18 protein-coding genes are annotated in these 24087 nt (G+C 43.2%); 10 read left to right on the plus strand and 8 right to left on the minus strand.

All coding sequences use genetic code 11. From position 1 onward, the window contains the following. Positions 1 to 296 precede the first annotated feature (296 nt). From htpG to ispH, 6 genes are all read right to left on the minus strand, one after another. On the minus strand, positions 297 to 2315 hold the full coding sequence (gene htpG, locus QL919_RS01670; RefSeq protein WP_290187851.1) for a molecular chaperone HtpG: 2019 nt from the start codon (positions 2313 to 2315) through the stop codon (positions 297 to 299). A 247-nt stretch (positions 2316 to 2562) separates the two neighbouring features. Then, a complete protein-coding gene (locus QL919_RS01675) occupies positions 2563 to 4083 on the minus strand; it encodes a catalase (protein WP_290187852.1) in 1521 nt (506 codons plus the stop codon). A 273-nt stretch (positions 4084 to 4356) separates the two neighbouring features. Next, positions 4357 to 5505, minus strand: a complete 1149-nt coding sequence (gene tnpB / locus QL919_RS01680) for an IS200/IS605 family element RNA-guided endonuclease TnpB (protein ID WP_290187853.1) — start codon at positions 5503 to 5505, stop codon at positions 4357 to 4359. 195 nt (positions 5506 to 5700) lie between these two features. Next, positions 5701 to 6516 carry a thioesterase family protein gene (locus QL919_RS01685; RefSeq protein WP_290187854.1) on the minus strand — a complete coding sequence of 272 codons (816 nt, stop codon included), beginning with the start codon at positions 6514 to 6516 and terminating at the stop codon, positions 5701 to 5703. A 141-nt stretch (positions 6517 to 6657) separates the two neighbouring features. After that, on the minus strand, positions 6658 to 6903 hold the full coding sequence (locus QL919_RS01690) for a hypothetical protein (protein ID WP_290187855.1): 246 nt from the start codon (positions 6901 to 6903) through the stop codon (positions 6658 to 6660). A 1-nt stretch (position 6904) separates the two neighbouring features. Continuing rightward, complete coding sequence (gene ispH / locus QL919_RS01695) at positions 6905 to 7861, minus strand: 4-hydroxy-3-methylbut-2-enyl diphosphate reductase (RefSeq protein ID WP_290187856.1); 957 nt, start codon at positions 7859 to 7861, stop codon at positions 6905 to 6907. 447 nt (positions 7862 to 8308) lie between these two features. Between ispH and gmk the strand changes: the two genes are divergently transcribed. From gmk to QL919_RS01725, 6 genes are all read left to right on the plus strand, one after another. After that, a complete protein-coding gene (gmk, locus tag QL919_RS01700) occupies positions 8309 to 8935 on the plus strand; it encodes a guanylate kinase (RefSeq protein ID WP_290187857.1) in 627 nt (208 codons plus the stop codon). Between the two features lie 174 nt (positions 8936 to 9109). Next, positions 9110 to 9370, plus strand: coding sequence for a DNA-directed RNA polymerase subunit omega (rpoZ, locus tag QL919_RS01705; protein ID WP_290187858.1), 261 nt, complete (start codon positions 9110 to 9112; stop codon positions 9368 to 9370). A gap of 505 nt (positions 9371 to 9875) precedes the next feature. Then, positions 9876 to 12074, plus strand: a complete 2199-nt coding sequence (locus QL919_RS01710; protein ID WP_290187859.1) for an HD domain-containing protein — start codon at positions 9876 to 9878, stop codon at positions 12072 to 12074. A 225-nt stretch (positions 12075 to 12299) separates the two neighbouring features. Then, positions 12300 to 12680: a RidA family protein gene (locus QL919_RS01715; protein ID WP_290187860.1), complete on the plus strand. Its 381-nt coding sequence runs from the start codon at positions 12300 to 12302 to the stop codon at positions 12678 to 12680. A 169-nt stretch (positions 12681 to 12849) separates the two neighbouring features. Continuing rightward, on the plus strand, positions 12850 to 15135 hold the full coding sequence (locus QL919_RS01720) for a primosomal protein N' (RefSeq protein WP_290187861.1): 2286 nt from the start codon (positions 12850 to 12852) through the stop codon (positions 15133 to 15135). Between the two features lie 258 nt (positions 15136 to 15393). Beyond that, positions 15394 to 16605: a cation diffusion facilitator family transporter gene (locus QL919_RS01725; RefSeq protein ID WP_290187862.1), complete on the plus strand. Its 1212-nt coding sequence runs from the start codon at positions 15394 to 15396 to the stop codon at positions 16603 to 16605. Positions 16606 to 16678: 73 nt separating this feature from the next. Here the strand turns inward: QL919_RS01725 and QL919_RS01730 are convergent, their stop codons facing one another. Beyond that, entirely contained in the window at positions 16679 to 16966 is a 288-nt protein-coding gene (locus tag QL919_RS01730; RefSeq protein ID WP_290187863.1) for a hypothetical protein, read from the minus strand. Between the two features lie 192 nt (positions 16967 to 17158). Here QL919_RS01730 and QL919_RS01735 point away from each other — a divergent pair, with 192 nt between their 5' ends. After that, positions 17159 to 17863 carry a hypothetical protein gene (locus tag QL919_RS01735; protein WP_290187864.1) on the plus strand — a complete coding sequence of 235 codons (705 nt, stop codon included), beginning with the start codon at positions 17159 to 17161 and terminating at the stop codon, positions 17861 to 17863. Positions 17864 to 17973: 110 nt separating this feature from the next. Then, the gene (locus QL919_RS01740) at positions 17974 to 19860 is read left to right on the plus strand and encodes a monovalent cation:proton antiporter-2 (CPA2) family protein (protein ID WP_290187865.1); all 1887 of its coding nucleotides are present in this window, start codon (positions 17974 to 17976) and stop codon (positions 19858 to 19860) included. 77 nt (positions 19861 to 19937) lie between these two features. Here the strand turns inward: QL919_RS01740 and QL919_RS01745 are convergent, their stop codons facing one another. Then, on the minus strand, positions 19938 to 20867 hold the full coding sequence (locus QL919_RS01745; RefSeq protein ID WP_290187866.1) for a DUF2628 domain-containing protein: 930 nt from the start codon (positions 20865 to 20867) through the stop codon (positions 19938 to 19940). Between the two features lie 245 nt (positions 20868 to 21112). Here QL919_RS01745 and trmB point away from each other — a divergent pair, with 245 nt between their 5' ends. Both trmB and recA read left to right on the plus strand, forming a co-directional pair. Further along, a complete protein-coding gene (gene trmB, locus QL919_RS01750; RefSeq protein ID WP_290187867.1) occupies positions 21113 to 21970 on the plus strand; it encodes a tRNA (guanosine(46)-N7)-methyltransferase TrmB in 858 nt (285 codons plus the stop codon). Between the two features lie 1027 nt (positions 21971 to 22997). Next, a complete protein-coding gene (recA, locus tag QL919_RS01755) occupies positions 22998 to 24056 on the plus strand; it encodes a recombinase RecA (RefSeq protein WP_290187868.1) in 1059 nt (352 codons plus the stop codon). The last annotated feature ends 31 nt before the right edge of the window (positions 24057 to 24087 follow it).

The following is a 24087-nucleotide window of genomic DNA, read 5'->3' on the forward strand; positions in this document are numbered from 1 at the left end:
AAAGTATTTTGCTGAGAGTGTTTTTTAATACATCCAAGGATGTCATTAATTTAAATTTCTATGTGGCATGTTGATAGCAATTTTATACTTAACTTGCGATAAAATAAGGGTAAAAATCGAAAAGCCTGACTAAATATTCTAGCCAGTCAATCTATCACGATTGTAACGGATTGTGGCTCAAGACGATAAGGATGAATTGTAAAATTCACTTAAATTTGCATAAAAGCATATAAAAAGGAGGCCTTGAACACAAGACCTCCTTTTACCTTAATAATTACTATATCAAAGACTCAGTGCTATCTCATTAAGAGCTCGTTAACGCGCTTGAGATAAGCGGCCGGATCTTCTAACTGACCACCGTCTGCAAGTAGCGCTTGGTCAAAAATCACTTGCGCCAAATCATCAAACTGCTCGCTGGTTTCTAGCTTCTTGATGAGTGGATGGTCAGGATTCACCTCAAGCGTCGGCTTGCTTGCTGGTACGTCTTGACCCATCTGTTGTAGCATTTGAATCATTTGTGGCGACAGCTCGCCTTCACCTACCACCAAACAAGCTGGGCTATCTACCAGACGTGTTGATACTTTCACGTCTTTCGCACGCTCGCCAAGTGCTGTTTTTAGCTTATCAACGACTGGCTTCATCGTCTCTTGAGCTTTTTCAGCTTCCGCCTTTTCTTCTTCATCCTGCAAGTCGCCTAAATCGACGGCGCCTTTGGCGATGTTTTGTAGCAGTGTGTCGTCAAACTGCGTTAAGAAGTTCATCGCCCACTCATCGACACGGCTGGTCATCAAGATAACTTCGATACCTTTTTTCTTAAACAGCTCAAGTTGTGGGCTGTTCTTTGCCGCAGCCAAATTGTCAGCCGTTAAATAGTAGATGGCTTTTTGACCGTCTTTCATACGTGCTTTGTAATCTTCAAAACTGGTCTCAAGACCGTCTTGCGTGCTAGTCGCATAGCGTAGCAGCTTAGCAATACGCTCTTGGTTACCCATGTCTTCGCCAAGACCTTCTTTGATAACATCACCAAATTCTGCGTAGAACTGCGCGAATTTTTCTTGCTTATCACTGTCTTCGCTATTTGCCAGACTGGCTAGCATCGTCAATATTCGACGAGCGTTACCATCACGAATAGACTTCACATCACGTGATTCTTGTAATAGTTCACGGCTAACGTTCAATGGTAAGTCTGCTGAATCGATGACACCTTTGACAAAACGCAAGTACATCGGCAATAACTGCTCAGCCTCATCCATGATAAAGACGCGTTTGACATACAGCTTCAGACCATGCTGCTGCTCACGAGTATATAAATCTACTGGTGCCTTTTTTGGGATATATAGCAGCTGCGTATACTGTACACGACCTTCGACACGGTTGTGCGTCCATGTCAGTGGTGCATCCATGTCATAAGTGATGTTCTTGTAAAAATCGACATACTCATCATCTTCAATCTCAGACGCTGAGCGAGTCCATAGCGCACTGGCTTTATTGATGGTCTCCCACTCATCGGTGAGTACCATTTGACCATTGGCAGGAGTCTCATCACCCTCTTCAACTTCATCTTCTTGCCAGACTTCTTTACGCATCTGAATCGGTAAGCTGATATGGTCTGAGTATTTATTCACCAAACGCTTGATTTTGCCGCGATCTAAGTAATTATCTTCGCCCTCAGAATACTCTTCTTTTAGGTGTAATGTAATGGCAGTACCGCGCGCGTCTTTAGTGATAGGCTCAACGGTAAAGCTACCGGTGCCATCTGATACCCAGCGCACACCTTTATCGGCAGTCTCGCCCGCTTTGCGTGATTCAACGCTAATGGTATCTGCAACGATAAAGCCTGAGTAGAAACCAACACCAAACTGTCCAATCAATTGACCGTCTTGCTTTTGCGAGTCAGAGAGTTTGTCTAAAAATGCTTTGGTACCTGATTTGGCAATCGTCCCTAAGTTTTCGATGGCATCCGCTTCATTCATACCAATACCATTATCGGTAAAGGTAATGGTTTTCGCTTCTTCATCAACATCGATACGAATTTTTAATTCACCATCATCTTCATAAAGACTGTCATCATTGGTTGCTTCAAAACGCAACTTATCACAAGCATCAGAGGCGTTGGAAACCAATTCACGTACAAAAATATCGGCATTAGAATATAGCGAATGCGTCACTAAATGCAGCAACTGCGCCACTTCTGCCTCAAAAGTATGTTTTTTTAAATCAGGGGTGCTTTCATTGGTGGTACTGTTATTAGCAGTGCCTTTATTAACATTGATGTCGTCAGCGTTTTTATTATCCGCTTGGGTTTGCTCACTCATAAAAACTCCTATTATTGATACCAAAGATGCTTTACTCAGCACACGTTAATTACAAATTTTCAAATACCAGTAGTATAGCGAATCCAATTGATGAGACTGCGCTGTAAATACTGTTAGGCTGCTTAATCAGATAGGGGCGCGGGCGAAAATTTCAAGCTCGAACCAGCCAAAAATAGTTATTAGCCACAAAAAAACCGCCCTAGTTTCCTAGAGCGGTATTTTTGAATCAATTGATATAATTTGCAGTCTACAGACAGCTAGGCAAATCGCGTGCTGGATCAGACTCGCGCGCTGCCATCGCATCTTCTACAGTCAACCCTAATGCCTTGGCAACCCCTTCACCATAAGCAGGGTCACACCAATTACAGTTACGGATATGACGATACTTGATAAAGTCTAACGCATCACCCATCGCTCTGGCAGTATTATCAAACAGTGCCTGCTTTTGCTCATCATTCATCAGATTAAATAAAGCACGTGGCTGACTGAAGTAATCATTTGAGTCTTCACGGAAATCATAGTGATCCGCATAGCCATCAATCTTGAGTGGCGGCTCAGCATACTGAGGTTGATCTTGCCATTGGCTAAAGCTGTTGGGCGTGTAATGTGGTCGACCACCGTAGTTATCGCCTATTCTACCTTCACCATCGCGGTGATTGCTGGTGACCGGACAACGTGGTTTGTTGACTGGAATCTGCTTATGATTGACCCCGACACGATAACGCTGGGCATCTGCGTAGCTAAACAAGCGGGCTTGAAGCATACGATCTGGTGAGGCACTGATACCAGGTACTAGATTGTTCGGCGCAAATGCTGCTTGTTCTACGTCTAAGAAATAATTGTCCGAATTTCTATTGAGTTCGAACTCGCCGACTTCAATCAATGGATAGTCGCCTTTTGGCCAGACTTTGCTCAAATCAAACGGATGGTACGGCACGGTATCGGCTTCTTCTTCTGGCATGATTTGCACGTACATTTTCCATTTCGGGAAATCGCCATTCTCAATAGCTTCAAACAAGTCTTTTTGATGGCTTTCACGATCCATACCGACGAGCGCTTCGGCTTCTGCATCGGTTAGGTTTTTGATGCCCTGTTGGGTAACGAAGTGAAATTTGACCCAAAAGCGCTCATTGTCACTATTGATAAAGCTATAGGTATGCGAGCCAAAGCCATGCATGTGTCTATACGATGCAGGCAGACCGCGATCGCTCATGGTAATGGTGACCTGATGTAGCGATTCTGGCAATAACGTCCAAAAATCCCAGTTGTTGGTCGCTGAACGCATATTGGTACGTGGATCACGCTTAACCGCTTTGTTCAAATCTGGAAACTTGCGTGGGTCACGGACAAAAAATACGGGCGTATTATTACCGACCAAATCCCAAATACCTTCATCGGTATAAAACTTCAAAGCAAAACCACGAATATCACGCTCAGCGTCAGCCGCGCCGCGCTCGCCTGCGACGGTACTAAAACGCGCAAACATCTCACTCTGCTTGCCCACTTCGCTAAAAATATCAGCACGAGTATATTTGGTGATATCATTGGTTACGGTAAATGTACCAAACGCGCCTGAACCTTTGGCATGCATACGACGCTCTGGAATAACTTCACGGTTTAGATCGGCCAGCTTTTCATTCAACCATAAATCTTCTGCTAAAAGTGGCCCACGTTTGCCAGCCGTTTTACTATTTTCATTATCAACAACAGGAGCACCATTACTCATCGTCAATGGGGTGGTATCGTAAGGGCATTTCTTATCGCTCATCATCATATTCCTTTTGAGATAAATTGAGTGTGACGTTCATTATTAAAATTCATCATAGCAACCATGAGTTACTTTGATATTTTGTTGTCTTCCATTACAACCGATTTTTAATCATTTGTATAATAGATTAATTACATGCTTTTCATTTATTTTATATAACATAGACTGATGTATAGCTTTTTGATGAACTACCCACCACCTATAGAGGTAGGGGTTTCTTAGGTAATACCCATACTTGATACGATGTTTTGTATCAGCGGTTAGGCAAATGGACTAAGCTAACCCCGTCGCACCGACGGTTTTGATTGTTACCAGCCTTAATCCTTCGTTGAGGATGTTGATACTGGCGTTTATGTCTCTATCATGCTTTTGCTGGCAACTCGGACAATTCCATGACCTCACCTGTAATGGTAGCTCAGCCTTAGTCAGTAAGTGACCACAGCCTGAGCAAGTCTTAGACGATGGATACCATCGGTCTATTTTGACAAGCTTTTTGCCGTACCATTCAGCCTTGTAGTTCAGCATGGTGGTGAAGGTTGACCATGAGCTGTCTGATATGGCTTTAGCTAACTTTTTATTCTTAACCATGCCTTTGACGTTCAAGTCCTCAATGGCAATCACATCGTGGTTTTTGATGAGATTGAATGATAGCTTATGCAGAAAGTCTTTTCGGCAATTCGTGATACGCTCGTAGACTTTGGCGACTTTAATTTTTTGCTTTTGATAGTTGCGGCTGTCAGACAGCTTGCGCTGATTCGCTTTGGCAACGGCTCTGCGTTTGGCCAGTATTTTCTGTTCTCGCGCAAGCTTATGTTGCAGCTTAGATAAAAAGGTAGGATTGGCAACTTTGCTGCCATCTGATAGGACGATAAAGTCAGTCAGTCCTAAATCAATGCCTATTCTTGAGTGAGTTTTTAGCAACGGCTCTACGATAGTTTCAACCAATAGGCTGACATAGTACTTGCCTGATGGGGTGCGGCTGATGGTCGCTGATTTTATTAGGCCGTTTATTTTACTTGGGAGTCTAGCCTTGATATGACCAATCTTAGGCAGTTTGACAGTGCTGTCTGTGATCGCCACTGTGCCCTTTTGGTTGTTGGTCGTATAACTATCCTTAATTCCTTTTTTCTTGAACCTAGGGAAGCCTGAGCCTTTGAAGAATTTGTTATAGGCAGCTCTTAGGTTCTGCTGCACATTCGCCAGTGCCAGGCTATCGACTTCTTTGAGCCACTCAAACTCTTTCTTATATTGAGCAGGAGTGTTTTTAAGCTCGGTCTTATGCTCGTTGTAATGATCAATCTTGTCACTAAGCATTTTATTCCAAATAAAGCGTGTGCAACCAAATGATTTAGCAAAGAATATTTGCTGACCCTCATTAGGGTAGAGCCTGACTTTATGGGCTTTTAGGATTTGCTTGGTCATAAGGAGCTTGTTGTTAATTGGCGTTATAATTATTAATTATAATACCATAGGGAGTAAGGGTAGTTATCAATAACGCATTCATCCCACCACTTTAGAAGTAGGGGATTTCTGCGCTGAAAATGTTAAAAACTAGGATGCTATTAAAAGCTACAATAGCGCATTTAATACAGCCAGCCAAACATGTCGTGCTAGCGACTAGCGCGGCATCGGACGAATCGTCAGGATTTGTTCGCTACGACCAAACGGTCCCTGCACATCGTGCAATACGGCACTGGTCAGTCCTATTCCATCGTCTCCATATTGCTGTACCGCTTCGATACCCAGCCATTTTCCTCTAGGCGCGCGGTGCATATGAATTTGCAAATCGGTATTGGGGAACATCCATTCTAATTTTGATAACCCAAGACCCAGTCTAGGTACTACCCCATTGGCCGTATCGACCATGCCCATTAAATGTACCAAATCATCGGTCGTTTCACCCTCTACCATATCTACATCGTTGGTTATCCAAACCATTCCTTTACCTTCACGACGCTCTGGAGCAGCGACCAGACGCACACTTTCAATAAAACCACCTGGCCAGCCTTTCATATCATTCCAGACAGGCAAGTCCTCAGGTTTGTGTAGCGCCTCCTGATCCTCTAGTCCGGCAATCTCGCTGGTATCTTGAGTCATGAGCCGCCACGCACGAGCAATAATAGCATCTCGACCGCGACTACTCATGACTGCCTCGACAAGCTCAATGGTTCTGCCTGGACGAATACAACGAGTGGTAATGGTAAACTCATCAAGCGGAATCAGCCCTAAAATATCAAGACTGATTCGAGCAATGCGCATATTTTCTTGTGGCGCATAGGCGTTTAGCTCAGCCGTCAGTAGCCCTGTTGCTGGTGCCATATGCTGCTCATGCTCATTCCAAGCGCCTTGTGCATGCTTGGTTGGTTGGTAATGGGCAACGCTGACGCCACCTGTTTGCTGTTCGCGTTTGATAAAGTTGTAATAGGCTGACATGAACACCCTCAATGTTTGATGTAACCCCTCTCATTCATCCAGTACTGTTAACCGCCGTGAGAAGTGGCTGTGATTGATTTTGATTATGGTTGTATAATGGCACGCAGGCTACATGAAATATGAAATGCCATTTCTTATAAGCTATTTTATAAGCGTTTGCTTTCTCATCTTAAGCAGGGTGCGACTCTTCGCCATTATAAATAAGAAAAAAGCCATAATAATAATGAGCGCACCATATAAGAGACTATAATCTCTCATAAACTGCGTCGTGTTGAGAAAAAGCATTAATATCAACATCACCATCGCAAACATATTTATTTTCAATTGCTTGTTGATGTCGTCAACAGTCGCTTCTGCCAATATAAATTTTCTCTTCTGCTTTTTCATATTACTTACCTACTTGTGTAACCGGAATGCGCAACGCTTTAGGCAGACTAAAGGTCACATTTTCTTCAATCCCTGACAGCTCACTCGGCAAATCACCGCCCCAGTCTTGCAACTGTTGCAACACTTCTTGAATCAATACTTCTGGCGCTGAAGCCCCAGCCGTAACGCCAACACTCTGTACACCATTCAGCCAGCTCTTGTCCATTTCACTGGCATTATCAATGAGATAAGCGCGGCAATTCATGCGCTCTGCCAATTCACGCAGACGGTTAGAGTTCGATGAGTTTGGTGAGCCGACGACCAATACCACCTCACAGCGACCAGCTAAGTCTTTGACCGCGTCTTGACGATTCTGGGTGGCGTAACAAATATCATCTTTGCGTGGCCCTTGAATACTTGGGAATTTATCTCTGAGCGCATCAATAACACGAGCAGTGTCATCCATCGATAGCGTCGTTTGAGTGACAAATGCCAAACGCTCAGCATTCTTTACGGTCAATGTTGCAACATCACTCTCATCTTCAACTAAGTGAATTTCACCACCATGACGACGATTAAAGCGTCCCATGGTACCTTCCACCTCAGGATGTCCTGCATGACCAATCAATACCGCATCCATACCCTCTTGTGCAAATTTTGCCACTTCGATATGCACCTTGGTGACTAATGGACAAGTGGCATCAAATACGGTCAAATCGCGGCGCTCAGCTTCATCTTCAACTGCTTTTGACACACCATGAGCAGAGAAAATCACGATTGAACCATCCGGCACTTCGTGCAGCTCTTCGACAAAAACCGCACCGCGATTGGCCAAATCTGAGACCACAAATTTATTATGTACCACTTCATGACGGACATAAATAGGGGGCTCAAAACGTGTCAGTGCTTCATTGACAATCGCTATCGCGCGATCCACACCAGCACAAAACCCACGTGGATTGGCAAGATAAATTTGCATAAGAAGGCCTATCATTAGATAATTTATATTTAAAGCTTCATGTTAAAAGCTTCATGTCAAAAATTGCGGTAAAACCGTTTGGGTAATATCAGTACTCTACTTTAGCATAATTTGCTTTTATTGCCTTGAAAATACCAACGCTCGTTTAGCGCAAAAAAGTATTGATAGTACAGAGTTACGGTTAGTTTGACGAATAATGTCAAAATACAGCATTATTAAAATAAGGTAATTCAAAACGTCATGACGAAAAGCAGTTTATAATGACAGGCTCACTTATTGTGATACCTCGACCAGTGGCATCTTAATAATGAGCGACATACCAACAACCCTTGCTACCGCCATACATGATGGCGTTTTTTATTTTTACCAGCTCGACATTTATTCGCACAGCTTTTAGCCTTTTATTCGCACACACTTTACTGGTACACATTCATTAGGACACATTGTATGACAGGTTCATTATTCATCATTACCGCTGCCTCGGGTACAGGCAAGACTTCACTGGTAAAGCAGCTACTGGCAACTACCAATGATTTAACCGTTAGTGTTTCTCATACCACTCGTGACCCGCGACCTGGTGAGATTGATGGTCATCATTATCATTTTACTAGCGTAGATGTGTTTACTAAAGCTATCGGTGAAGGACAGTTTTTGGAACATGCTGAAGTCTTTGGTAACTACTATGGTACGTCTGAGCAAAGTGTCCGTGCGCAATTAGACGCAGGCGTCGACGTCATTTTGGAGATTGATTGGCAAGGCGCGCTACAAGTTAAGAAGATATTTACCGATGCCACCATGATTTTCATTTTACCGCCAAGTATCGCAACTTTACGTCAGCGTTTATCGACGCGCGCACAAGATACGATAGAGGTCATCGAGCAGCGTTTGGCTGGTGCAGTGACCGAAATGGCGCAATATGTACATTTTGATTTTGTGATTATCAATGATAACTTTGAAGTAGCATTGACTGAGTTAAAGGCCATCATTGTCGCTGACAGACAGACGCTAGGTCGCCAGCAACAGCGCTATCATCGTACCATTAGCAATTTATTAAACAATAAAGTAGCAGAATAAACCGAGTATCAACCGCTTTGCTCATAGTTTGGCTAAGTAGATATAAAAAAGCAACGACGCGACTGAGCAAAAAATGCTATAATGCCTAGCTATCCCCCTTTATATTTTTGATATTATTTTTATTAAGTGGCAGGCAAGCTCTGTGACTAATAAAAACAACCGAGGTAGCTATTTATGGCACGAGTGACGATTGAAGATTGCTTAGAAAACGTTGATAATCGCTTTGAGCTGGTACTGGTCGCAAGCAAGCGTGCCCGTCAGTTAGCTAAAGGCATCGCTGAGCCGTTGGTTGATGTTGACAACGATAAGCCAACCGTATTGGCATTACGTGAAATTGCCGCTGGCAAAATTACCCGTGACATTCTAAATCAGCCAGAGCATAACTTTGCTACGAGCTCACTAGATTTAGCCTTGTCAGGCGATCACAGTTTCTAATAGAATGGCATTTCATAAAATGACTCTCAAAACAGTGTCTCATAAACCTGTTTTGTAGATTTCATTTTATAGTACTTATGATAGGTGTATCATGTTACGTCACTGAATACACCTATCGACGATAAAAACCACAGCCTATGCTGTGGTTTTTTGATTGTCAGCATTATGCTGTTTCTACCTGTTTTAGTAGGTAAATGGCTTAAAACCAAACCATTGCATAGAAACTCCAAAACTTTTACTTATCCTAGTTGCTTAGCAGTTGACATTGACGTCGATTTACGATTAATTAGAGGGTGGACTACTCACTCTCTCGCTTTCATTACTCAAGCTTTTGTATTTTATCTAGGGTGTCTTGAATATTCGCACATAAAGTCAGTACCATCATCGAATATCCAATACGTTTTAGTAGGTCAGCATTCATTCAGTCACCATATGTCTTGGTGGATAATCAGTACTTTGGTGGATAATTAAGCCGCTAGGTAGTGGAAAATAGGATCATCACTTTATGAGTCAAACCTTACCCAAACTCAGTCATCACTTGGTTGATGATGCTCAATATAATTTACTGCGCTCAGTAGGTTATCTCACTGCCGCTGAACGCCGTGATATTATTGATGCCTGTGAGTTCGGCGATATTGCGCATATCAAAGACAAGCGTAAATCAGGTGAGCCTTATATTACCCATCCCATCGCAGTTGCTGAGATACTCGCAGGTTTTCGCTTAGATCGAGACACCATTATCGCGGCAATTTTGCATGACACGGTTGAAGACACTGAGGTCAGTGACGAACAGATTGAACAGCGTTATGGAAAAGTCGTTGCCAGACTGGTAGACGGCGTTACCAAGTTAAAATCATCCACACACAACAAGCAAGAAAATAAAGCCGCCACCTTTCATAAGATCTTGACCGCTACCCTTGCTGACCCTCGCGTACTAATCATCAAGCTTGCAGACCGTTTGCATAATATGTCGACTTTGGATGCGGTGCGTCCCGAAAAACAGCGTACCACTGCCCAAGAGACCTTAGACTTTTATGTGCCCTTTGCCCGTTTAATGGGTCTTAATGATATTGCCGACTATATCGAGGTGCTGTGTTATCGCAATCTTGATTCTGAGATGTACAATAAAATCTCTGATAAACTACTGCAGCATGGTCTTGGGCGCAACTTTCAAAGAGAAGCCATCCATCGCTACTTGAGTATAGTCCTCAACAATCTAGAGCTAAATGGCCTGGTCAAAGTTTTAGACAACCGTGTGGTCATCTACCGTCAGTTTTTCCGCAATCGTGGCGAGATTAATGCATTGCTGCGTCATTATGCCTTTGAGATTGTCCTCGACAATATTGAAGCCTGTGACAAACTGGCTTATTATCTTATTAAAAAATATCAAATTGACGATACGCATATTGCCGATAATATTCGCCGTCCCTTACCTGGTGGCAATCAATCACTGACGCTCATCTATGAGCGCGATAATGACGTGGTGAAGGTCACCATTTTGACCAAGCAAATGCAAAGCGCTGCTAGGCTTGGTGTCATTGGCGCTGAGCATGCCTCCGATGTCAGTCAATCAGTTATTCAAGCCTCATTGCGCAATATGAAAGACTTGGTCGATGAAGACACTCTAAATAATGACAGCCCTGACTTTTCGGCCGCCGTCTCTACCATCAACGAGCTGATGGACTACTTACACTCTAGTAAGATTATCTGTTATAGCCCAAAAGGTCGCGCTTATGAGCTGCCACAAGGTGCCACCGCACTAGACTTTGCTTATGCTGTTGGCCCTATGGTCGGTAATGTCGCCGTCGGTGCCAACGTCGATGGCAAACCTGCTAAACTTGGTACGGTAGTGAAAAATGGCCAGCTAGTAGAGATTGAAGTCAATAGTCACTCAGAACCGAAAGCTGAATGGCTTGGATTTGTCGTTACCAATAAAGCTCGTGAAGAGATATTAAGATGGTTTAAAGATTTGTCCGCGTCTGATAAGCAATATCATGGTAGACAGGCCTTGGATCGCGCGCTAAAAACCTACCAAAAAAGCCTCGATGATTTAACGGATAGCGATTGGAAAAACCTGACTGAATGGCGTGGGCTCACAGAAAAAGACACGCTGTTTGAGCAAATAAGCTCTGGCACACTATTGCCACAGCTAGTGGTCACTCGCTTGTTTAGTGATGAAGTCTGTGACCTGCAGGCACAAGAACATATCGATGATATGACACAGCCGCAGCAGCTGATTGTCAATGCCTCAGGCGTGGAGCTCGATTTTGCCAATTGCTGTCACCCTATTTACGGCGACCCAATCGTTGGCCATTTATCTCGCCATGGCTTAGTGGTTCATCGGCATAAATGCTTCTCACTTGACGACATTCGTAAAGACAACCCTTATCAAGTGATTCAATTGCGCTGGCGCAATGATAAGGCCGTTAAACAAGGTGATGCCGATGATGTAGGCATAAAAAATAGCGGCAAAGTTCGCTTTCCTGCTTATCTAAAGCTTTCTATTGCCCTTAGCGATGAACAAATCAGTGAAGTCATCTACCATTTGCGTCAATTAAATATGGGCGTCGAAACGGTTGATGTACGCAACAGTGATACCATCATTCATATCGTGGTACGTAGTCGCAATCATTTAGCGCAAGGTATTCGTGAGTTACGCTCGCGACTAGGCTTCCCCAACATTATACGGCTATATCAGCTATAAAAATGATAGCTACTATCGTTGTTTAGGCAAAACGGTTAAACATGAAAATTTGAAGTGATAGTAAACTATAAGAAATTAATGATTAAAAACGAACCACTAAAAGTCGGTTAATATGAAATTAGGCTGTAAAAAATCCAAGATATTTATCATCATCCCTACTTAGACAGTTGTCACTGCTCATCTTTAGCAGAAAACCAAACCCGCAAAATATAAAAAGGACATACTATGACCCGCCAAACCATCCAAACTAATAATGCACCTGCCGCCGTCGGCACCTATTCACAAGCAGTAAAAGTCGGTAATACCGTCTACATCTCAGGTCAGCTTGGTTTTGACCCTGAAACAATGGAACTACGAGACGGCTTTGAAGCACAAGCGAAACAAGTATTTGCTAACTTAAAAGCCGTTTGTGAGGCCGCGGGTGGTAGCTTAAGTGATGTGGTTAAATTCAACGTGTCTTTAACCGACTTAAGCGACTTTGCCGTACTCAATGAAGTGTTCGTTGAAAACTTAAGCGAACCTTACCCTGCCCGCGCTGCCGTACAAGTTGCTGCGTTGCCTAAAGGCGGTGTGGTTGAGATTGAAGCTATTATGTATATTGAATAAACTGATATATCCTCTTAATTAATTTTCAAACCAATAAGTAAACATATTCTAGAGTAAGCCCAAATATAGCTATTTGGGCTTATTGTTATTACCCTTATCAATATCATGTTCTAAACATCTAAAATATGGTTATTCAGAAGCTATATATCTAAACATTGGGGATGCATTTATGTTGGTACAAGTTGCTCTACCCGTGCCCCTTTATCGGGTATTTGACTATAGCGTACCGGTAGATGTAAACGCCTCATCAAGCTCTTCTTTACCGCATATCGGATGCCGAGTTGAGGTATCATTCGGTCGTCAGACTCTAATTGGCATTGTGGTTGCCCATACCTCGGAGACAGATAGCAGCGTACCCGCCAATAAGCTTAAACCCATCAATAAATGCTTAGATGCTGAGCCGATTTTAGATGCCAATATGTTAAAGCTCGCTCATTGGCTAGCGCGATATTATCACTACCCGCTTGGTGATGTTTTGGCAGTCATCTTGCCAAACCTCGTTCGTCAAGGCAAATCACTAGACTTACTGATTACCCATTGGCGCGTTTTGCCCCATGCCAGCGATAATGACTTTCGTGCCAATGCAAAAAAGCAAAAACAGCAATTTGATATGCTCAAACTACATGGCGAGCGCGGTGCAAGTGAAGACGTACTCTTATTGGAAGGGATGGAGCGAGCTTTTTTAAAAACGCTAGAGGATAAAGGACTTATCGAGCGCTATATTGAGCCCAAACAAGCGCCATCTCCTGTTAAACTCGCAAAAATGCCACTCGATCTCAATGATGAGCAACAGCTTGCCGTTGCAGCTATTGTTGCTGCCCATGAAGCTGAACGCTATACCGGATTTTTATTAAATGGTATTACTGGTAGTGGCAAAACCGAAGTCTATCTGCAAGCGATGCAAGCTGTATTAGAAGCTGGCAAGCAGGTTTTGATTCTAGTGCCGGAGATTGGACTGACTCCGCAGACGCGCGCGCGCTTTGCCAGTCGCTTTGCTGCTCATATCGTTTTACTGCATTCAGGCATGAACAATACTCACCGCCTACAAGGCTGGCAAGATTGCCGCTCTGGTCATGCACAAATCATTATCGGGACGCGCTCAGCGGTGCTATATCCCTTTGCAAATTTAGGACTCATCGTCGTCGATGAAGCACATGATGGTTCTTATAAGCAGCAAGACACACTGCGTTATCATGCGGCTGACGTCGCGCTCTACCGTGGCCTGCAATACAATATCCCAGTCGTACTTGGTACCGCTACCCCTTCTCTTGAGCATTTAAAACTGGTTGATGACAGCAAGTTAGTAGAGTGTCAACTGCTTACTCGTCCTGGTAATGCAAAGCCTGCAACGATGCAGCTGATTGATGCGCGCTTGCAAAGCACTCATCAACAAACGACGGATGACGGCGCGCGCTATGATACAGGTTTGACCGATGCACTGATTGGTGCGATACGGCAAACACTAGAAGCTGGCAATCAAGTATTGATATTCTTAAATCGTCGCGGCTATGCCCCTGTCTTGTTATGTGAGGCTTGCGGTTGGCAGGCGGACTGCCCACGCTGCGACGCGCATTTAACCGTTCATTATAATAGCCAGTCCCAACACAACACTTATAATAGCTCCTATTTAAAATGCCATCACTGCGACTGGCAAGCCTATATTCCGACCGTTTGCCCTGACTGTGGTAGTCAGAACGTAGATGCCAAAGGTATGGGCACCACAAGACTGAGCGAAAACTTGCACGCTATCTTTGCCAATCCGCAAGCCAGTAAAGAGCTGTATCCGATTATTCAAATCGATCGCGATACCACGAGGCGTAAAGACAGCTGGGAGAATATCTATCAGCGTATCAATCAAGGCAATCCTGCCATCTTAGTCGGTACGCAAATGGTCGCCAAGGGTCATCACTTTCCCAATGTTACGTTAGTTTGCTTACCCAATGCTGATCGTGGTTTTTTATCAGCAGATTTTCGCTCGCCTGAACATACCGCTCAGCTAATGGTTCAGGTGGCAGGCCGTGCTGGACGCGGTGATAAATCTGGTCGCGTACTGATTCAAACGCTGCAACCTGATAATGAGCTGTTATTAAAGCTGGTTAAAGATGGTTATCTGTCATTCGCACGTGAGCTATTACAAGAGCGTAAAATGATGGGTCTACCGCCTCATAGCCACGCCGCGCTGATACGCTGTGAAGGCAAAACCTTGGCGGCTACTACCCAAGCCTTGAAAGATGCCGTTGCCAATCTGCCTCATGGGCACAACCTCGCGGTGCTTGGCCCTATCGATGCGCCGATGAGTAAGAAGAACAGCCGTTATCACGCACAATTGCTATTATTAGCCAAAGATAGACGGCAATTACACCATGTACTAAATCAATGGTGGCAGCCAGTACTCGCCTTACCAAGCGCTAAATATCTTAAGCTTACTTTAGACATTGATCCTGTTGGTTGGTAGTCTTAGAGCGTATGCTCAATCTGAACCTTAAATTCTAAATGGGCTAAAAAAGTCTAAATAATTTTCTGTTATATCTATTCTCCATTATCCATCTGCCGTATTTTTACTTCGGCGATACAGCTTCTAACACTCGACTATGTTAGATTTGTAATACAACATTTTCTGATATAACCTGATGCAGACTGAACATCTGCTTTGTATAGAGCATAAATTAATATCGACTATTTAATTTAAATTTCAACAAATTTGAGTGTTGTCATGAGTCAAAAGAATTCAAACCCTGAACAAAGCAATCACTCCCATCAGAGTGATTCTGCTATGCCTGAGCATCTGTATAATGATGAGGGCAACTATACTCATGACAATCAAGACACCCACGATCACGATGAACACCTAGAGCAAACCACAGCACCGCGAGATACCAAGGGCTATCAGCGCACCTTACTGTTTAGCTTTATTATTATCACTGCCTACATGTTTATCGAGGCTATTGGTGGCTGGCTCACTGGCAGCTTGGCACTCTTATCCGACGCAGGTCACATGCTAAGCGACGCCATTGCACTTGGTGCAACCTTGATGGCATTCAAAATCGGTGAAAGAGCAGCTACCCATCAAAAGACTTTTGGTTATAAACGCTTTGAGATATTAGTCGCTACTGTGAACGGTGCTACGCTGGTTATCATTGCGCTGATGATTTTTTACGAAGCAATCAAACGCTTCAACTCGCCGCCTGAGATTGCTACCCAAGGTATGCTTATCGTTGCCACTATCGGTATGTTAGTCAATATTTTGGTTGCATGGCTCATGCATCGAGGTAGCCGCAGTGGCAATGGACACGCTCACGATCACAGCCATGGCTCAAAGGAAGAACATGTAAATAAAGACAATGCAAATAAAAGCAATGCAAAAGTTAAAAACCCTGATACTAAAGAACCCGTTAACCTTAATATGCAAAGTGCTTACTTACATGTATTGAGCGATTTAATGGGGTCGGTTGCCGCTATTATTGCTGCACTATTGATGATGAGCTTTGGTTGGGTCTGGGCAGATGCGGCAGCATCCGTCATTGTCGCCATATTGATTTTATTTAGTGGTTACCGAGTCGTACGTGACTCAGTGCATATTTTAATGGAAGGCACACCAGAAGGCATCTCGCTCGTTGATGTTGAGGACACACTGGTTGCGCATCCACAGGTGCATAAAGTTCATGACCTGCATGTTTGGAGCATCACCAGCGGTCTAAACGCCTTATCTTGTCACGTAATGGTCGATGGTGATATGAGAATCTCAGAGGCCAGTGTATTGATTGCCAATCTTGAAAAAAGACTGTTAGCGCTCGGTATTCACCATGTCACCATCCAGGTTGAAAGCCTATCGCATCCGCAAACTGAGACACACAGTGATGCGCTAGTTTGTGATATCTCAGAGCGTCCTGCTGATAGTAATAGCCATATTGGTCACAATCATTAGTAACAGTCATTATCAATAAACAATCAATTACGAGACGTTAGGTCGAAGGATGGTAGAGGATATAGACACAGCTTTAGTGGTTACGGATAATACAATGATAAAGATAGCGTAATACCATCCACATCGTCCAAACTGGGGTAATGATCCATATCAGTAGCCCGAGACTTAATAGCGTCATTCTAGTCCAAAAGTCTAGCGCACCGTCCATGATATGCGGCAGATACGCAGGCCCCACATTTGAAGCCATTATCAACACAAACCCAAGCGCTAAGATAAAACCAAAAACTATAAAGCGTATAGAGATGCTTAGCGCAGTATCAACCCAGGTCTCTTGCTTTTGCCGCTCTAAAAAATTTAGCATCACAATGCCTCTCACCTAGCAAATAAAAGCCTTAACATCATGGTCTGAAATACCATAATCATCAAACAAATTAAACTTAAAGCGGTTTATGTGTTTATAATAACGATAATAAACCACTATTTAGCATGCTAATTGACTTTGGTAAGCATACTTATTATTATTTTTTAATCTATCTATTGATGATATACCATTATGTCTAGACGCTCGGCGCCTTTTGTCGCCCCTGACTATATCGACAACCCTACGTCAAAAGATGGCAAAAAACACGCCAAGGTTTTGCTATCCACGCTGCAAGAAGATATTGCCAGCTTTCGTGATGAGCAATTCCCGCCTGATATTTTACGCCAAATCCGCGATATGCCTATTTATGAAGGCAATTTAGCAGAAGTCCAAGCCTACCAACAACGCTGGCAAGCTCTGCTTGAACGCGCGATGGCATTTTATCCGGCTGCCAACCTACCACCCGACTATCTACCGTTGCCGGCCAGCCTCGAGATACCACAATTTATTTATCATGTTCAGCGCCTTCATTTAACCAAGACACGCGCCAAAGAATCTAAGAGCTTTGGCTCTGTTGGCGCACTGACTGATAAATGTGGTGATTATAGTGTTGAGGAAATTGTGCGTATGTCGGCAGTTTTTGATAATGATGACGAAGCTCGTCTGGTGGCACATCGCGAGTTTATAGACTTGCGCGCTTATGTGTTTTGCCGCGATAGCAAAGGTGAGATGTTGGATCCTGAACGGGTGCGATTCTATCGTACGGGGCTCATCGTCCATGCGCTGCCTGACTTTAAAATAGTTGATAGCAGGCAAACCCCTCGTAAACGCCGTAATGACGCTTATAACAATCCGCTTGCTGATAATGGTATCTGGAAGATTTATCATAAAAAATAACATACATAGCATACGTAGCTACTATATTATTTTTGCTCTGGCCACTTTATATTGCTAGCACTTATTCTTATCAATATGCCTTTCTTATCACCACTATCTGAGGATAACAGATGTTTGCTGCCGCCGCCGGCTCACCAAATTTGATGTTACAAGCTACAATCTTTTTAGGAGCAGCACTGCTCTTTGTACCCCTTGGTAAACGATTTGGTATTGCGACGGTTCTAGGCTATCTCATCACAGGTCTGATATTAGGTCCGAGTGGCTTAGATGTGGCGGGTGACGCTGAGAGCTTATTGCACTTCTCTGAGTTTGGGGTGGTGATGCTACTATTCATCATCGGTCTTGAGCTGCAGCCCTCTCGATTATGGGCATTGCGGCGTTCGATATTTGTCCTCGGTGGTTTGCAAGTTGGTCTTACTGGCACACTATTGATGTGGCTGTTACATCAATATTTTTCTTTGGCCTTAGATACTGCTTTTATTGTCGGATTTGGTTTAGCCCTTTCCTCCACCGCCTTTGTACTACAGATACTCACTGAAAAACAGCAACTTTCCAGTACACATGGTCGCGAAGCATTCACCATTTTATTATTCCAAGATATCGCTGTCATTCCACTATTGGCAGTGATTCCGTTTTTATCCGGAGTACGTGAACAAAGCTATGATTTGATTTACTTCGGTAAGGTATTTGCCGTTTTTGCTGGGCTTATCTTTGCGAGCCGTTATGTCGTTCGTCCATTTTTTAAGTTTGTGGCATCCAGTGGTGCATCAGAGCTACTGACCGCAGTCGCGCTATTTATCGTGATGGGTGTGTCTATTTTGATGGGGCAAATTGGTCTATCGATGGCATTAGGAGCGTTTTTGACCGGGGTACTACTAGCGGATTCTGAATATCGCCATGAGCTAGAAGCCAGTATCGAGCCTTTTAAAGGGCTGCTGCTTGGCTTATTCTTTATGTCGGTTGGTATGCTAACGGATGTAAAACTCATCTTAGCCAAGCCTATCTTTATTATTGGCTGCGCAGTTGCCTTGATGTTTATCAAGTTTGCTGTCATTACTGCCATTGCCAAGGTCTCAGGTAATCGTTGGCCGACCAGTATTAGATTGGGTGTTACCCTTGCTCAAGGTGGTGAATTTGCTTTCGTCCTCTTTAGTGTCGCAACGGCACAAAATGTCTTGCAGTCTGAGCTTGCCAACACCTTAAACCTCATCGTGACTATTTCTATGGCACTCACGCCACTGGCCTTTTTGTTATTAGAAAAAGTAGGCGAACCTTTATTTGCCAAAAGCAAGCCCAGTCGCGAATACGACACCATTCCTGATCACGAACATCAGGTCATTATCGCTGGTTTTGGGCGCGTCGGTCAGATTATTGGTCGTGTATTACGCATGCATAATATCGAATTTACAGCGATTGAACGCTCGGCGAACCGAGTGGATTTCGTTCGTAAATTTGGTAACCAAGTCTACTATGGCGATCCAAAAAACCCTGAGATTTTGCGCGCTGCCGGCATAAAAAAAGCCCGTGTCTTTATATTGGCAATTGATGATTTAGAGCGCTCTATTACCACAGCTCAATACTTGCGCAAGAATTATCCCGACCTTATCCTATTAGCAAGGGCCCGTGATCGTCAGCATTATTATCGTCTGCGTGAGGTTGGTGTGCGTCATATTTGGCGTGAAACCTACCTATCCTCACTAGACATGTCACGTGAGTCATTACAACTGCTCGGTATATCACCCGAGAAAGCGCGTGAGACGGTACAGACTTTCCGTGATTATGATGATGACTTGATTGAGCGCCAACAAGCTATCTATGGCGATGAAGCAAGCCTTATCGAATCGGCACAATCAGCAATGGCGGAGCTTGAAAGTCTATTTGACGAGGATATTGATAAAGCCCGCAAGATGGATTTGACAGACTTCTATGAAGCGTTAAAGAGCCAAGCGACACCGGTAGAGGATAAAGACAATATTGCAACGGACTCTAAAACATGAACCACCCACTACCTTATAGGTAGGGGATTTCTGCGGAGGTTTGCTAAAAATTACTTGTTGACGATGCACTGAGTGGACTATTCAGATAAACAGCTTTTTGGTGCCTGTTTTTTATTCAATGAGCTGGTACAGCCCCAATCATCACTATTTGGGAGATGATAAAAAACCAGTGTTTGATTATTTAGATAGCGTATTGGAAATTTTGCATTTTGGATAGTGGCAATGACGGCACAATCCGTCTCTGCCACTCCAGCAGCTTGGGTATCAATGTGCATACGCACCTGCTGATCCTCTGTATTCAGCGGTAAACTGACAGGACATCGACCCGTCTGCTGATAAATTAAAGCCACTCTATTTTGCGCATTTTTGGCTATATCATAAGCATTGAATAACACCTCATTCTCTTTTGGTTTTGCCACTATAGGTAAAAACTGTACCTTAATGACTAAAAGCGCAAAGGCAAAAAACCCAAACCCTAATCCTAAACCAAACAAGCTAACCCCACCTTCTCTTTTTAGATGCGATTTTTGCGCTGCTTCGTCACGCGGATGGTCGTTGATAGCATCAGCAATCTCACGTCGAGCCATTCGATAATAATAAGCATCTGTCCAACGCGCCACCATAAATGACCAAAATAGCCAAATCATCGCAGCAATGCCAATACGTGTGGCCATTTGATAGACATCAGGAATATAGGACATTGCCAAAAATTCGAAAGCGACCAATATTAGTGCCACATTGAGCTGGATAAACGACCAACCTGCCACACTATAGACAATCGCATCCATATAGCGTTTTCGATAGAGCAACCAAGGAAAGGTGATAAAAAACGCTGCCCAATGCCATTTTGGCGACAGATAGCCTTGCTTATCAAACTGCTCAAATCGCTTTAGGTAATAGCGCTGGGTACGCTGCCCAATAAACCATTCATCCAGCTGCTTACGCTTAGCATCCGTAAGCTGTTCTTGATAAAACGGTGGCGGTGAATCCGTCTCGATAAATAACATAGCAGTATGCTCTATTAGCCTTCAAAAAGAGTAATGGTCACTATATGATAACGCCAAAAGCCATCTATAGAAAACCCATAATACAATCTGTCTATAGAAAACGAGTGTATAGCCATTCCTTATAACCTAGATAAACCTTAGCAATATACGGCATATCCGCTAATATCGGATTGTGCGTTCACAGTCGTTACGATTTAACTTATAATGAACCAACATTACCCACTTAATTAAGCCTTGTTAATCCTATGAGTCAACATTCTGATATCAATGACAACATCAATAGTAGCGATACTAGTGGTGAGCAAAACCCTAATACTACTAACGCTAATGCTCTAAGCATAGAAGCTGATAGTGCTGATACTAACGTTAGCAGCCAAACGGCGCCTGCAGACGGCAAGCATATACGTATTGTTAATACTTTTATGAAGCGTCGCACGCATATGAATAAAAATGCAGAGCTGGCTTTAACTGCACCCGAGTTCTCTGAGTACTTGGTCAATAATAGTTTTGGTGACGGCAATCTAGAAGGTATTGATAATTTACGCTCACTCTTCGCTGATAGCCCTAATGGCAGTGAAGCGCCGCTTACACTAGAGATTGGTTTTGGACTGGGTGATTCATTCATCGAGATGGCAGCAGCAGAGCCGACACGTAATTTTGTAGGTGTTGAAGTTCATGAGCCAGGTATCGGTAAATGTGCTTATATGGCAGGCACACAAGGTTTAACCAACGTTAAAATCATCAACGGTGATGCCATTCAACTACTGAAACAGGTACCAGAAAACCATATCGACCGCATCCAACTTTACTTCCCTGACCCATGGCAAAAAAAGCGTCATTATAAACGCCGCTTTGTCAGCCCTGAGCGTATGGCGATTGTCACGCGTAGCTTAAAACCAGGCGGCTGGTTCCATACGGCGACTGATTGGGAACATTATGCCTTTTGGATGGTCGAAGTATTGGATGGTTTTGTAGGTCTTACTAACCAAGCAGGGGCTGGTAGCTTCACATCACGCCCTGACTTTCGTCCAATGACCAAGTTTGAGCGCCGAGGATTAGAGCGTGGACATGGTGTATGGGATTTAATCTATATCAAAGACTAGTTCCGACGTATTTATTGTTAGTGAAATCTCATATCGCGGCTAAACTACTTAGCCGCTTTTTTATGCTTACATATTATCCAATCACAATATTATCCCCTTATATGTAAATCTTTCAGCTACAACCCTTAATCCACAAGTAATAACTATTTAAATGAAAAAAAATTAGGAATAATTTACTATGTGAAACATGGTCACTAAAATGTGATTTTCGATTAATAATTGATTGCGAAAATATAAAAACGGCCTTTCTACACTTTTAATCGATAACGCCAGTCTACCCAAACATTGGTACCATAAGGGTTTCGCGAGTTCTCCCCATAAGCTGTGGATAACCCTGTGCATAACTCACCACTTGACAAGGATTTTCCTAGGTAGCTCAAAGGGTAAGGTAAAATCGTTCATTTTTTGTACAATTTATAATACTTTTAAAATCATACACTTACATTAGTTATCCCAATATTATAATTTATTTTTAATATATTTTAAAAATAAATTATTCCTTATCTATGTTTCACAACCAATAAAATAATACCCTTTATTTGTTGTGGACAACTCCTTGCCCTATTGACAAAGCATACAGTTATACTGTCCAAATTTGTGGCTTGACCATCTGCTATTTTTTACAACTTATCCATTACACTGCATGCGACACTTACTGTCGTATAGCATTACCAGCCCCTCTCTATCACCCTTGGTTTTTGCTATAATTGCCTTATCTACCCAACAGCACTTAAGAGAAATGCTTCACAAGTCATTGGGACAATATGGCTTAGCGTTGGTACTGACAGCCATTAATCATGAACTTAATTTTGCTTCTCTCACTATTTAATTTTACTGTATAGTAGAGTGATATTCGATATTACTACCTACATCATTGACGTTACAACCCAGTCATTTTAGCTGTACGCTATTTACTATTTTAATAGTCACCAGCCCTATTTAGCCACTAACCTCTAACTTACAATCAGTTTATTTACCACATCAAATTTATAGTTTTAAGCCAATTATTGAAGACAAGGAATCCAGTATGGACGAGAATAAAGCCAAAGCACTCAAAGCAGCACTTGGTCAAATCGAAAAGCAGTTTGGTAAAAACACCATCATGCATCTAGGCGATGACTCAGCTATTATGGATGTTGATGTCGTGTCAACAGGCTCGTTAGGTCTAGACATTGCGCTTGGCATCGGTGGTTTACCAAAAGGCCGTATCGTTGAGATTTATGGTCCAGAGAGCTCAGGTAAAACCACAATGACATTACAAGCTATTGCAGAGTGTCAAAAACAAGGCGGTACCTGTGCCTTTATCGACGCTGAGCATGCACTTGACCCTGTCTATGCCCGCAAGCTTGGGGTAAATACGGACGATCTACTACTTTCTCAACCTGATAATGGTGAGCAAGCATTAGAGATTACTGATATGTTGGTACGTTCAGGAGCAATTGATATGATTGTCATTGACTCTGTAGCAGCGTTGACGCCGCGTGCAGAGATCGAAGGTGAGATGGGCGACTCACATATGGGTCTACAAGCACGCCTAATGAGCCAAGCCCTACGTAAAATCACTGGTAATGCCAAACGCTCTAATTGTATGGTGGTCTTTATTAACCAAATCCGCATGAAAATCGGTGTAATGTTCGGCAGTCCTGAAACCACGACTGGTGGTAACGCGCTCAAATTCTATGCCTCAGTTCGTATGGACATCCGCCGTATCGGTGCTGTCAAAAATGGTGATGAAATCATCGGTAACCAAACCCGTGTCAAAGTCATCAAAAACAAAATGGCACCTCCATTCCGTCAGGCTGAGTTTGAGATTACTTATGGCGAAGGTACCAATCATTTGGCCGAAGTGATTGATTTGGGTGTTGAAATTGGTGCAGTTGGTAAAGCAGGCTCTTGGTATAGCTATGGCGATGAAAAAATCGGTCAAGGTAAAGCCAATTCTGTACTGTTCTTAAAAGAGAATCCAGCGATTGCACAAGAAATCGAAGCCAAAATTCGTGACGAAAAGCTTGGATCAAAAAAAGAAGCCAAAGCCACAGATGCTGACGAGGCCAATGAAGCGTTGGCCTCTGAACCTGTACAATAGCGGCTCAGTCATCAATCGTTATCAAGAATCA

The sequence above is a fragment of the Psychrobacter sp. APC 3426 genome (genome assembly GCF_030408035.1).
GTDB lineage: Bacteria > Pseudomonadota > Gammaproteobacteria > Pseudomonadales > Moraxellaceae > Psychrobacter.

What these genes read in the sequence shown, in the direction of transcription:
- recA (WP_290187868.1), top strand. Translation starts at nt 22,998, where the DNA reads ATGGACGAGAATAAAGCCAAAGCACTCAAAGCAGCACTTGGTCAAATC.
- QL919_RS01715 (WP_290187860.1), top strand. Translation starts at nt 12,300, where the DNA reads ATGACCCGCCAAACCATCCAAACTAATAATGCACCTGCCGCCGTCGGC.
- tnpB (WP_290187853.1), bottom strand. Translation starts at nt 5,505, where the DNA reads ATGACCAAGCAAATCCTAAAAGCCCATAAAGTCAGGCTCTACCCTAAT.
- QL919_RS01675 (WP_290187852.1), bottom strand. Translation starts at nt 4,083, where the DNA reads ATGAGCGATAAGAAATGCCCTTACGATACCACCCCATTGACGATGAGT.
- QL919_RS01730 (WP_290187863.1), bottom strand. Translation starts at nt 16,966, where the DNA reads ATGCTAAATTTTTTAGAGCGGCAAAAGCAAGAGACCTGGGTTGATACT.
- gmk (WP_290187857.1), top strand. Translation starts at nt 8,309, where the DNA reads ATGACAGGTTCATTATTCATCATTACCGCTGCCTCGGGTACAGGCAAG.
- QL919_RS01745 (WP_290187866.1), bottom strand. Translation starts at nt 20,867, where the DNA reads ATGTTATTTATCGAGACGGATTCACCGCCACCGTTTTATCAAGAACAG.
- QL919_RS01720 (WP_290187861.1), top strand. Translation starts at nt 12,850, where the DNA reads ATGTTGGTACAAGTTGCTCTACCCGTGCCCCTTTATCGGGTATTTGAC.
- trmB (WP_290187867.1), top strand. Translation starts at nt 21,113, where the DNA reads ATGAGTCAACATTCTGATATCAATGACAACATCAATAGTAGCGATACT.
- QL919_RS01725 (WP_290187862.1), top strand. Translation starts at nt 15,394, where the DNA reads ATGAGTCAAAAGAATTCAAACCCTGAACAAAGCAATCACTCCCATCAG.
- ispH (WP_290187856.1), bottom strand. Translation starts at nt 7,861, where the DNA reads ATGCAAATTTATCTTGCCAATCCACGTGGGTTTTGTGCTGGTGTGGAT.
- QL919_RS01710 (WP_290187859.1), top strand. Translation starts at nt 9,876, where the DNA reads ATGAGTCAAACCTTACCCAAACTCAGTCATCACTTGGTTGATGATGCT.
- QL919_RS01690 (WP_290187855.1), bottom strand. Translation starts at nt 6,903, where the DNA reads ATGAAAAAGCAGAAGAGAAAATTTATATTGGCAGAAGCGACTGTTGAC.
- htpG (WP_290187851.1), bottom strand. Translation starts at nt 2,315, where the DNA reads ATGAGTGAGCAAACCCAAGCGGATAATAAAAACGCTGACGACATCAAT.
- rpoZ (WP_290187858.1), top strand. Translation starts at nt 9,110, where the DNA reads ATGGCACGAGTGACGATTGAAGATTGCTTAGAAAACGTTGATAATCGC.
- QL919_RS01735 (WP_290187864.1), top strand. Translation starts at nt 17,159, where the DNA reads ATGTCTAGACGCTCGGCGCCTTTTGTCGCCCCTGACTATATCGACAAC.
- QL919_RS01740 (WP_290187865.1), top strand. Translation starts at nt 17,974, where the DNA reads ATGTTTGCTGCCGCCGCCGGCTCACCAAATTTGATGTTACAAGCTACA.
- QL919_RS01685 (WP_290187854.1), bottom strand. Translation starts at nt 6,516, where the DNA reads ATGTCAGCCTATTACAACTTTATCAAACGCGAACAGCAAACAGGTGGC.